Annotated in this window: 11 protein-coding genes; 10 read left to right on the forward strand and 1 reads right to left on the reverse strand. The window is 47.4% G+C overall.

Going from position 1 to position 11,237, the window contains the following annotated elements; translation table 11 throughout:
- Nucleotides 1-13: 13 nt before the first annotated feature.
- From U8U68_RS16135 to U8U68_RS16180, 10 genes are all read left to right on the forward strand, one after another.
- Entirely contained in the window at nucleotides 14-2,074 is a 2,061-nt protein-coding gene (locus U8U68_RS16135) for a hypothetical protein (RefSeq protein WP_322202609.1), read from the forward strand.
- Nucleotides 2,075-2,088: 14 nt separating this feature from the next.
- Complete coding sequence (locus tag U8U68_RS16140; protein WP_322202610.1) at nucleotides 2,089-2,610, forward strand: adenylyl-sulfate kinase; 522 nt, start codon at nucleotides 2,089-2,091, stop codon at nucleotides 2,608-2,610.
- Between the two features lies 1 nt (nucleotide 2,611).
- Nucleotides 2,612-3,697 (forward strand): FkbM family methyltransferase, encoded by a 1,086-nt coding sequence (locus tag U8U68_RS16145; RefSeq protein WP_322202612.1) that lies wholly within the window; start codon nucleotides 2,612-2,614, stop codon nucleotides 3,695-3,697.
- A gap of 17 nt (nucleotides 3,698-3,714) precedes the next feature.
- Complete coding sequence (locus U8U68_RS16150) at nucleotides 3,715-4,431, forward strand: IspD/TarI family cytidylyltransferase (protein WP_322202614.1); 717 nt, start codon at nucleotides 3,715-3,717, stop codon at nucleotides 4,429-4,431.
- Nucleotides 4,432-4,451: 20 nt separating this feature from the next.
- Nucleotides 4,452-4,934, forward strand: coding sequence for an RpiB/LacA/LacB family sugar-phosphate isomerase (locus U8U68_RS16155; RefSeq protein WP_322202616.1), 483 nt, complete (start codon nucleotides 4,452-4,454; stop codon nucleotides 4,932-4,934).
- A gap of 26 nt (nucleotides 4,935-4,960) precedes the next feature.
- A complete protein-coding gene (locus U8U68_RS16160; protein WP_322202618.1) occupies nucleotides 4,961-6,718 on the forward strand; it encodes a 1-deoxy-D-xylulose-5-phosphate synthase in 1,758 nt (585 codons plus the stop codon).
- A gap of 13 nt (nucleotides 6,719-6,731) precedes the next feature.
- Entirely contained in the window at nucleotides 6,732-7,760 is a 1,029-nt protein-coding gene (locus U8U68_RS16165) for an NAD-dependent epimerase/dehydratase family protein (RefSeq protein ID WP_322202620.1), read from the forward strand.
- Between the two features lie 715 nt (nucleotides 7,761-8,475).
- A complete protein-coding gene (locus U8U68_RS16170) occupies nucleotides 8,476-9,402 on the forward strand; it encodes a ParB/RepB/Spo0J family partition protein (protein WP_322202622.1) in 927 nt (308 codons plus the stop codon).
- 21 nt (nucleotides 9,403-9,423) lie between these two features.
- The gene (locus tag U8U68_RS16175; RefSeq protein ID WP_322202624.1) at nucleotides 9,424-9,675 is read left to right on the forward strand and encodes a helix-turn-helix domain-containing protein; all 252 of its coding nucleotides are present in this window, start codon (nucleotides 9,424-9,426) and stop codon (nucleotides 9,673-9,675) included.
- Nucleotides 9,676-10,845, forward strand: a complete 1,170-nt coding sequence (locus U8U68_RS16180) for a tyrosine-type recombinase/integrase (protein ID WP_322202626.1) — start codon at nucleotides 9,676-9,678, stop codon at nucleotides 10,843-10,845. It begins immediately after the preceding gene.
- A gap of 149 nt (nucleotides 10,846-10,994) precedes the next feature.
- On the opposite strand, the gene U8U68_RS16185 is transcribed toward U8U68_RS16180, so the two are convergent.
- On the reverse strand, nucleotides 10,995-11,237 hold a 243-nt coding region (locus tag U8U68_RS16185), incomplete at its 5' end, for a hypothetical protein (RefSeq protein WP_322202628.1).

The raw sequence follows: 11,237 nt of genomic DNA on the forward strand, positions 1-11,237 counted from the left end.
GAGAGGGAACCCTATGAAACCTATCGAGATTGCACAACGGCTTGCGCAATTAAATGAACCGGAAAGCGCCGTACGGGCCTACAAGATGGCCCTGGAAGAGAGCGTCGGCGCAGACCCCACCACCGAGATGGAGGCCGCGGCCTACATCCTGCAGTTTGGAAAAGGGGAAGATTATAAGTTTTCCTACACGATTTTTAGAGATTTATACAACCGCGGCGTCTTCCGCGACAACATTTTAGAGATTATGGACGAGGCCTTTTACACGCCCAACCTGCGGGTAATGAAGTCCCGCTATGACCGGAACTGCAAGTATTTATCAAAATATCCCTACATTTTCCGCAGCGATTTCCCCAAATTTGAAGACCTGCCCCTGCGCTTTTACCCCTATGACGATACCAGCTACACGCCCTACGATGTACAAGAAAAGCGTTTTGGAGACTACATCAACTTCCGTGACACAGTAATCGCACACAATTTCTTTCATGATTTAGAAAACCCCATCTTCGCTGAAGATGTTTTTTCCCAATATGAGCTGGAATACCTGCGGGACAACGTCCGCAAAAGCGAGGACGTAGCCCGGGAGAACCATGTATATTTATACTACAGCAGCTGGCCGGTTTTCTGCTCCTACCTGGCCTGCTTAAACTTAAAACCCTTGTTGGACAGCCGGAAATTCGTGTTTTTATTTGAGGACGAAAAAAGCCAATACCCCATCGATTTCAAAGAGAGGTTCGGCATCGACTACAGCCAGATGACCCTGCAGCCCGTGCGCATCCGCGAGGTGACGCGGCTGATCTGGCACACCCAGCTGTCCACCCACAACGGCGGCGACTTCTTCAACGAAATCTTCGACGCACATCCCAACCTGCTATGTATGCCCTCCATGATGATGGATAATGTAGAAAGCAAAATTGAGGACGTTCGTAAAGGATTTGCCAAAATAGGAAGCCTAAAGGAAGCTCTGAAATTGGTCAACGGCTGTTCGCCTCGCATGATAGAAGAAATATATAACATGAAGGATCGCACCGATAAAGATATTTTTGTGGCCTTGTTTATGGAAAGTGAAATGGCCGCAGCCGGATTGGATAAGGCGGCGCGGATTGTACCAGCCGTGTTCTTTCAGCCCCACTTCTCTAATATATCCTATTCGTTGTCTGTAGATGAAAAAGATCGTGCAGTCTTATATGCGGCAAACTATGAAATCGTGCGCAAATCTCCATTGTTCCAGAATTTCAAATATATCAAAGCTTTCACGCCTATGCGCCGGTTTACCACAAGCCATGGCGCCACTGTAAAATTTATGTATAACTCTGCCCTGAAAAGCCAAAAAGAGTTTGAAAAGAACCCAGAAGAAAAGAAGTCTGTTGTCAGCGATGCAGTGTTTGAGCGAGTGCTTAACCGCAGTTTCATGATAGACCCAGAGGATAGGCTGTACCATGATAGTGTGTTGGTGCGGTTTGAAGATGGGAAATTGAATCCAAAGGCCACCTTTACGGCGCTGGCCGCTTTTCTAGATTTGCCTTATACGGAGAGTATGACGTACTGTTCAGAGTACGGGAAAAGTACATATGGAGATGATGAAAGTACAAGAACATTGGAGGGTATATATGGCAAGCGAGTATATGGCTTTGATACGCAGACTTTATATCGAACCTATGATGATTATGTGAACGACAACGAGCGGAAATTTATTGAATACTTTCTGCGGGATGCTTACGAATATTACGGGTATGATTTTAATTATTATGATGACATGATAGTAGATGAACAGATAGTAAAAAAATGGATTAATGGATTTGATACAGTAAACTACTATATCCGCGAAAGCTGGAGAGCTATTTTCCGTGATGCTAAGGTCTCCAAAGATAACCACCCTGTTACAGATGAAATTGAAAAGAACGTGCAGGAGCGGATGTTGGAGAATTATATGGACAGTTTGCAGGAAAAGCGTAGTAAGAATGTAGATGTTTTGATGAAAGGGCTGCGCTTTGTCAACAAGAATGGCCAACCGCTGTACATGATGCCCAAGCTGGAGCTGGACCCCGCGCTGCTGGAAGCGCCGGTTTACCATTAAGGAGAAGACGACGCATGGAAAAAGGCACAGTTTACTTTTTTACAGGGCTCGCAGGGGCGGGCAAGACTACCATTGGCGGGATGTTTTACAGAAAGCTGAAAGAGATAAAACCGGATGCTGTCTTGTTTGATGGCGATGCGATGCGGAAAAGTGAGAACACCACAGCAGAGAAGGACTATTCTACGGAGGCCCGGAGGAACGGGGCATATGAAATGTTCCGACGATGTAAAAAAGTGGCGGATCAAGGCATTGACTGTGTTTATTGCGGCATTGCCATGTATGGGGATGTGCGGGCCTGGTGCCGGGAAAATATCGAAAACTACCGGGAAATCTATATAAAGGTCGGCATGGAAACATTATACAAACGCAACCAGAAAGGGCTTTATTCCCCAGGCGCAAAACAGGTTGTTGGTGTGGATCTGCCGTGGGATGAGCCACAGACGCCTGATGTAGTGATAGAAAATGACAAAGAAGAAACGCCTGAAATAATTGTAGAAGGACTTTTGCAGAAGTTATACATAATTGGGAGGAAATAAGGTGAAATTCTATTTTAATGAAAGCAAAGTTTGGAGCAGGAAAAAGGAAAGTGTATATCAAGAAATAAATAGTTCCCAACTGCCCTTAGTGTTAATAGGAAAGCAAAGCACGATTGATAAAAGATTTCTGCAAAACCTAACAGTCCCCGTGGAGTATGTTTGCAGTAACACTCCCTCTACCTGGGGAACAACTTGGTGGGGGAAAAGAGTTATCAGCCCCAACGATTTACCAAACCTTTATGCGGCATATAACGCGTTGATTATCATCCAAAATCATGCGCAAACATTGACAACGCAATTGAAAGGCTTATCTATCCCGCCGCAAAATATTTATACATTGGATATGTATTTTGACTGTGATGATAATTCTTCCTATTTTGTTGGGGCGAGGGATGACCTGGAAAGGGTTTACTCTTCCTTGCAGGATGAAAAATCGCGTGATACCTATGAGGCTATGGTGCATTATAGAGTGAACCATGACCCGGAAATTATTAAAGATATCATTTTGCCGATTCGTGAGCAATATTTTCCACAAAAACTTGGGGGTTTCACTTTTTTGCATGACCATGAGATTTTTGCTGATGCAGGCGCATATACGGGTGACAGCATTCGAGATTTCATAGGGGCGACCGAAGGCAAATATGAAAAAATATATGCCTTTGAACCTGACCCCATAAGCTATTCGAAGCTTAGGGATAACACTCACGGCTTGGACAAAGTGCATTGTTTTAACCTTGGCGTGGGTGGCAAAAAAGATATTTTACACTTTAATTCATTGGGAAACATGGGTTCCCGGATTGATGAAAATGGAAATACGATCGTAAATGTTGATTCCCTTGATGATATTTTCGATGGGCAACCAGTAACATATATCAAAATGGATATAGAAGGTATGGAATGTCTGGCTTTGCAGGGTGCAGCGAAAACTATCAAGACTCATAAGCCTAAACTGGCGATTTGTATTTACCACTCTGACCACGATGTGGTAGAGGTTCCAAAATTGATTTTGGAGTTGAATCCAGATTATAAACTTTACATCCGGCAATATGCAAATTCTGCTGCCGACACAGTTTGTTACGCCATATAAGGCAGAAGGAAGACAAAATGAACATAGCTTTGATTATAGCTGGCGGTGTCGGCGCGAGAATGAATCAGGACATACCCAAACAGTTTTTGAATGTATATGATAAACCCGTAATCATTTATACACTGGAGGCCTTTCAGAACCATCCCAATATTGATGCCATCGAGGTGGTATGCCTAGAAGGCTGGCATGACATTTTGCGGGCCTATGCCAAGCAGTTTGGTATCACGAAAATAGAGAACATTGTCAACGGCGGTCCAAATGGGCAGGATTCTATCCGCAATGGTTTGTATGACCTGGCAACACGGCATAATTCCCCAGAGGATATCGTTCTGATACATGACGCCATCCGTCCCATGGTAAGTGCGGACATTATATCGGATAACATCCGTGTTTGCCGGAAGTACGGCAATGCTATAACGGTTGTACCCTGTACCTCCGTCATGCTGAAGACCGAGGATTCCCTGTCGGCAGTCGACCAAGTGCCAAGGGATAACCTTAAGACAACCCAAACACCGCAGACTTTTTTCCTAAACGAGATTTTGGATGTGCACAAAGAGGCCACTGCGAAAGGTATTTCCAACTCCATTGCCTCCTGTTCCTTGTACGTGGAGTTGGGGCGGAAAGTGTATCTGTCCATAGGATCTGAGAAGAACTTGAAGCTGACCACTACTGAGGACATCGATATTTTTATGGCGCTGCTGCACACAAAGCGGCCCGATTGGCTGCGGCAGTAATCAAACAAGGAGGAAGGCTTATGAAAATCGCTATAGGCAGCGACCGCAGAGGGTTGGAATACAAGACGAGGCTTATCCAATACCTGGAAAAAGCCGGGCATGAGATTGAAGACGTGGGGACCCATGAGGCTGTCCCCTGTGACAGCCCCGTGTTCGCTTCAAAAGTGGGGGCCCTGGTAGCGGCTGGAAAGTGCCGGTACGGGGTATTGATTTGCGCTACCGGGACAGGCATGGTCATGGCCGCCAACAAGGTTAAAGGCGTCTTGTGCGGCATGGGGTATGATGACGAGGTGACAAGGCTTATGCGGGAGCATAACGACGCAAATGTCATCGCTTTTGGCCAAAACCACATGGCCTATGAGGAGGTGGAACGGCGGGTAGGCATTTTCCTGCAGGCTGAGTTTGCCGGCCTGCACCATGCGCTGCGGGTAAAACAGATTAAGGACATGGAAGAGGGGAAGCCCATCGAGCAATCCCCCATTATCAACAAAAATTGGGTATAAAATGCCACCATAAAGGAGTTGCCGCCATGTACTTGGAAAAAATAGAAAGCCCGTCCGATGTAAAAAAGCTGGCTATAGCCGAGCTGGAAGAGCTGGCAAAAGAAATGCGCCAAGCCCTCATTACAAAAATCAGCCAATGCGGGGGCCATTTGGCTTCCAACCTTGGCACAGTAGAGTTGACCATAGCCCTTCACTATGTATTCGATTCGCCCACAGATAAGATCGTTTTTGACGTATCCCATCAAAGCTACTGCCATAAAATGCTGACCGGGCGGAACCTTGCCTACCTTGACCCCTGCTCTTATAATACTGTGACTGGCTTTACAAATCCCGCGGAGAGCCGTCACGATTTATTCCACGTGGGCCACACCTCCACATCCATCAGCCTGGCCTGCGGCTTGGCAAAGGCGAGGGATTTGCACGGCGGAAAAGAAAACGTCATTGCTGTAATCGGGGACGGCTCTTTGGATGGCGGCGAAGCCTTTGAAGGGTTAAATTTTGCCAGTGAGTTGGATAGAGGAATCATTGTTATTGTTAATGATAATGATACGTCCATTGACAAAAATGTTGGAAGTTTAAGCCACCATCTGCGGGAACTGGAAAGGCTGGGAAATGGTGCGAAGGAAAACTTTTTCCGCACTTTGGGATTTGAGTATTCCCTGGTAGAAAAGGGGCATTGTATTGACCGGATCATTGAATCGCTTCAAAAAGTAAAAGGCATGGACCGCTCTGTGGTCGTCCATGTCAAAACACAAAAAGGAAAAGGATATGTCCCGGCAGAACAAGACACTGAAAGCTGGCACTGGGCGCGCCCGTTTGACATAGAAACAGGGAAATGCACCCGGCTGGGGCCAACAGAAAACTATGGGAACATTGCAGGAGAATTTCTATTGCAAAAAATAGGGAGAGACCCCCAGGTAGTTATGGTAGCAGCTGCAACAGCACTTTGTGCGGGGTTTAATGAAAAGCGCCGGAAAAAGGCTGGGAAGCAGTATGTCGATGTTGGCATAGCGGAACAGCACGCAATATCCATGATAGCAGGCATAGCGCAAAATGGTGGAAAACCTATTTTCGCAACCCATTCTACTTTCTACCAGCGTGCTTATGATCAGATTGAGCAGGAGCTTTGCATCAACCGCTGCCCAGCTACCATGATTGTCACCCATGCGTCTGTTTTGGGGCACACCAATGTTACCCATGTGGGCTTGCTGGACATGGCCCTGCTGGGAAATATCCCTGGCTTGACTTACCTGGCCCCCACCAATAAAGAAGAGTATATGGCCATGCTGGATTGGAGCATCGAACAGCGGCAGGGCCCAGTGGCGATCCGGGTGCCGTGGCATGGTGTATTCCATACATCCGAGCTGGTAGATACAGATTACAGCCAAGTGCAGTATAGAGTTACCCAGCGGGGGAACCAAGTGGCTATACTGGCTTTGGGTGGGTTTTATCAGTTGGGAGAATCTGTAGCCGCTTTGTTGGAAGAACGCACGGATATACGGCCAACGCTGATTAACCCACGCTTCATTACAGGGCTGGACGCTGAAACCTTGGCCAGCTTGGAAGAAGGTCATGACCTGGTTGTCACGCTGGAAGACGGCATTTTGAGCGGTGGGTTTGGCTCGAAAATCGCACAATTTTATGGGACGAGCCCTATAAAAGTGCTGTGTAAGGGTTTTGGCATGGACATCCCCGTGAGCTATAGCCCGGCAGCTCTGATGGAAAGAGACAGACTGACAAAGGAACAGATCGTTGAGGATATAACCGGTTTGTTGGACAGATAGAGAGGAGAAACTCATGCATATTACGGAGATAGAGCGCCGTGAGATTCTGCGCTATATGGAAATGTTCGACTTTCGGGAAAATTTGCAGGACAAGACGTTTCTCATCACAGGCGCGGGCGGGCTTATTGGTACTGGCATTATGAAGTGGATACTGTTGGAGAATGAACTGCATGGCTGCAACGCAAATATCATTGCGTCTACACGAAACCCAGGAAAAAACAGCCAGTACATAACATACTGTACCTTTGGCGAAGAAGAGGACGCTGTGGCAGGGTATAAACTAGACTATCTCATTCATGCGGCTTCCCCTACTACAGGCAATTTTCATAAGGATTATCCACTTGACACTTTTCATGTAAATGTAGATGGTATGGAAAAAATGCTTAGCCTAGCGGCGAGGGAGCGGACAAGTGTTCTTTATATGTCATCAGAAGAGGTTTATGGTCTCCCCAAAACAGAACTTCCTGTCAAAGAAGATGATATCGGCGCAATTGACAGCCTGAAATTAAGAAGCTGCTATCCATTGGCCAAAAAGGTCTGCGAATTTTTATGTTATGTTGCAGCGGAAAAATCGTGCATAGATGCCAAAATTATTAGATTGTCTACTATCCAAGGGTTATTTCAAAAGTGGACATGGGGCAATGTGTCCAATGAAATTTTGAACTGTATAGTTGAGGGCGCTGACTTACACATGAAATCAGACGGCATGACAAAAAAGTGCGTTCTCTATTCCCTGGACGCTATTGCGGCCATTTTTACGGTTCTTTTCAAGGGGAAAAAGGGCCATGCCTATAACGCCACCAACCCAGACACTTTTATGACTGTAAAGGATATGGCCAATACTCTTTTTGCCAAATTTGCCCCAGAACGTAAGATTATTTTCGACCAGGCGGTCGATACAGCCGCCATGGGCTTCTTGCCTCGTCGAAAGCTTCAGCAGGATATCAGTAAAATCAGACAGTTGGGGTGGGAGCCTAAGACCAGTCTGGAAGAGATTTATCAGATTGACATTGACCGGCTGAAATCTTTTCATTCGGCCTAACGTCAGCACTGATAATGGAATAGAGAAACGATACAACCTATAAACGGGCAAACGGAGAGTCTACGAGAAATCCAGTAAAGATTGTCAAGCGCCGTACAAGTCAAGGCAGTTATGGTATTACCATGGCTGCATCGACTTTGTGCGGCGTTTTTGCTTGCCCTAAAATATAGATGTCACTTCTGCTACTACCCCAAAGAGGGGTACAAAAACAGCCAAAAGTACCCCTACAAGGACGTTTTCAAGGGGCATGATGTCTGTTAAAATTATCTTGTCCTGTCTGGATGACATCACACCCTGAACTACTAGCTCCGCTTTTCGTGGAAAAAGCGGAGCTACAAGAGCCTAAAAAATCTCATGCCATTATGCTAAAATTATATCGTTGAACAAAGCTTGTGAAGCGAACCTTGAAAACAGAACAGGCACTCATCAGGCACATTCCTGTGTGTACGCCAAAAGCAAAGCCGAACAATTTGGAGCGCCATGACACCCAAAGGGGCGAGCGACAAATCCAACTGCAAAGGGCGGGCTGCTCCCGCCTAGGCGACGACAGCACACAGGGTCAAAGATACTTACGTAACTCGCGGCCCGGCCACAAAGAAAGCGGGGAGGTGCAACACCTATGGAGCGGTTTCGCAGACCGCCGCCTGATGATTTCTGCAGATTCCCGGGTGCCGCTAGGAATCAAAAAAGACAAAAAACGGAGGGAGGATAGCTTATGCGTATCCCCATTAACAATATCAAGCTGAACCCCGGCAGGCGCACAACCGAACCAGAGGACGTAGAAAACCTGGCTAAAAGTATAGCTGAATTGGGCCTGCTAAACCCTATCACCATCAACCAGGACAACACCCTTATAGCTGGCCGTCACCGTCTGGAAGCAGCCAAGCTGCTGGGCTGGACAGAAATCGAATGTATTGTTAGGGATTTACAGGGCTTGCAGGCCGAGCTTGCCGAGATAGACGAGAACTTTGTGCGCAAAAATCTGTCTATTATTGACTTTGGCAACCTGCTTCTACGCCGCAAAGAGATTTACGAAATTCTTCACCCGGAAACCAAACAGGGTATGCGCAATGGGCAAACCGCTAAAAACGAAAATTCTTCGGTTTTAAAGGCGAAATCCTTTGCGCAGGACGCCGCTGATAAATTGGGGGTGTCCTCCCGAACCGTGGAAATACAGATACAGACAGCCAAAAACCTGACCCCGACTACAAAAGAAATCATTCGCGATTCGCATACGAAAGTCACCAAAACGAACGCCCTCAAACTCTCCCGCCTGGAACCAGAACAGCAGGAGGACGCTGCCACGCAGCTAGTGACCGGAGAGATAAACTCTGTAGACGAGTACAAGCCCTACTCCGTAGGAAACAAAATCTATCACACTTTTGAGGAATCTGTGGCCGACCTCAAAAATCCAGACAAGGACTGCTCCTGCACCCCAGATATGTTTTTAATTGCCCTGGACGGCCTGATTGACAATTTTCATAGGGATTTCGCCTGGTACGACGAACCGGAGTGCGTAGCGATCTTCCCACAAATTTCGGAAAAACAATTTGAATTCGTGAAAAAAAGAGTAGCCACCGTGACTTCTGCTTTGGAGGGCTTGGTGGAGAAAATAGAACAGAGTTTGCAGAGTGAATCGTGATATAAAAAGGAGGGAGATGCCATGAATAACACGATGTTTTCCGGTTATTCAGATGTGATAACCGTTGATGACCTGCAATCCATGCTCCACATCGGCAGGAATGCCGCTTATGGCCTGCTACAAAGCGGGGCCATTGCCACGATACGGGTAGGCAAAAAGTATATCATCCCCAAAGCCAGCGTGATCGATTTCTTGGGCTTGAATACAGGCGCAAAACCTGCTACAATGAGTCTATCAGGTAAAGCGCGTGTGAGCCTCGAAAGGAGCAAATAAATGGCAATCACGGGCTTTGTAACAACAAAAGGCGGCAAATATTATGCCGTGTTGAACCTCTATGACGAAAGCGGAAAGCGCAGGCCGAAGTGGTTCTCTACTGATCTGCCCCAGCGTGGGAACAAGCGCAACGCAGAGAAGATTTTGCACGATTTGATAGATGAGTGGGAAGGAAAGAATGTGCCCTACTGCCAACTGACCTTTGCGGGCTATTTGGAGCGCTGGGTCAAGCGGGCAGGGGTGAACATCAAACCCAACACCTACCGAACCTATCAGGCCATGGTGGCAAACCACATTGTGCCGTATTTCAAAGAGCACCCGGTTCTCCTGCAGGAGTTAAAACCCACTGATTTGGACGCTTACTATCAGTCCAAGCAGCAACCGGGGAGCAAGCAGAACGGCAAGGGTACGCTGTCAGCCATGTCTATCCGGCACCATCATCAGGTGATTTCCAAGGCCCTGAGCGACGCCATACACGATGGCCTGATCCAGTTTAACCCAGCCAGTGCGGCGAGAAAGCCCAAAGTGGAGCGCTACAATGCCAGTTTCTTAAACCCGTCTGAAATAGACACTATGCTGGCCCTGTTCATCGGGAATGTGGTGGAGCTGCCGGTCAATTTATGCGCTGTGTATGGCTTCAGGCGCAGCGAGGTACTGGGACTGAAGTGGGAGCATATCGACTTTGAGAACCGCACCATAACAGTCACGGAGACGCTCCAGCAGGGCGCAAACGGCGATTATGTGGACACACCTAAGACTAACAGCAGCTACCGCACCCTGCCCATGACGGACAGCGTGTACGCTCTCCTAAAGGCTCAAAAACACCATCAGGAGCGCCTGCAAGGGGCCTTGGGTGCCGGGTACATACAGAATGACTATGTATGCACCTGGCCCGACGGAAACGTGATATCGCCCAACTATCTGACCCGCACCTTCCACAACATCATCGCCAAAAGTAGCCTGCCGAACATACGCCTGCATGACCTCCGTCACAGCGCGGCCAGCAATCTTCTGAACATGGGCTTCTCCATTGTCCAAGTGCAACAATGGCTGGGCCACGGCAGTGCCTCCACCACGCTAAACTTTTATGCCCATGTCGATAAAAATTCTAAGCTGGACATGGCGGCAGCTATGGAAAAAGCGCTGAATCAACCGCATGCGACGCTGTAGGTGTGATAGAAAAATGATAGAAAGCCCCGAAACTGCTGATAGAAAGAAAAAAGAAAAAGCCCGGAACCCGCATGATTCCTGGCTTTTTTGTGAACGCACGACCAAAAAGATATTTTCGCCCAATCGGTGTGCGTATCTGAACTCTCACGTTAGTTTGGTATCGTCTGCTCAACCTCCAACCCTCCCACAAATATTACCTTAATCCTTTCCTTCGACTCCACCACCACGCACTCCAGCACCTGCCGTACCAGTCTGTCATCATACATCATTGGATGATTCTCCAGCCCATCCAGGATAGTAAAAATTTCATCCAGCCGGGACTCTGCATTCTCCTTTTCCTGCTGTGCATTGTCAAGTTGAGCCAACTGTTGCTCCAAGCTGTTTTTCTCAGC

The sequence above is a fragment of the Acutalibacter intestini genome (genome assembly GCF_034334985.1).
Classification (GTDB): Bacteria; Bacillota; Clostridia; order Oscillospirales; family Acutalibacteraceae; genus Acutalibacter; species Acutalibacter intestini.

What these genes read in the sequence shown, in the direction of transcription:
- U8U68_RS16135 (WP_322202609.1), top strand. Translation starts at nt 14, where the DNA reads ATGAAACCTATCGAGATTGCACAACGGCTTGCGCAATTAAATGAACCG.
- U8U68_RS16140 (WP_322202610.1), top strand. Translation starts at nt 2,089, where the DNA reads ATGGAAAAAGGCACAGTTTACTTTTTTACAGGGCTCGCAGGGGCGGGC.
- U8U68_RS16150 (WP_322202614.1), top strand. Translation starts at nt 3,715, where the DNA reads ATGAACATAGCTTTGATTATAGCTGGCGGTGTCGGCGCGAGAATGAAT.
- U8U68_RS16155 (WP_322202616.1), top strand. Translation starts at nt 4,452, where the DNA reads ATGAAAATCGCTATAGGCAGCGACCGCAGAGGGTTGGAATACAAGACG.
- U8U68_RS16160 (WP_322202618.1), top strand. Translation starts at nt 4,961, where the DNA reads ATGTACTTGGAAAAAATAGAAAGCCCGTCCGATGTAAAAAAGCTGGCT.
- U8U68_RS16165 (WP_322202620.1), top strand. Translation starts at nt 6,732, where the DNA reads ATGCATATTACGGAGATAGAGCGCCGTGAGATTCTGCGCTATATGGAA.
- U8U68_RS16170 (WP_322202622.1), top strand. Translation starts at nt 8,476, where the DNA reads ATGCGTATCCCCATTAACAATATCAAGCTGAACCCCGGCAGGCGCACA.
- U8U68_RS16175 (WP_322202624.1), top strand. Translation starts at nt 9,424, where the DNA reads ATGAATAACACGATGTTTTCCGGTTATTCAGATGTGATAACCGTTGAT.
- U8U68_RS16180 (WP_322202626.1), top strand. Translation starts at nt 9,676, where the DNA reads ATGGCAATCACGGGCTTTGTAACAACAAAAGGCGGCAAATATTATGCC.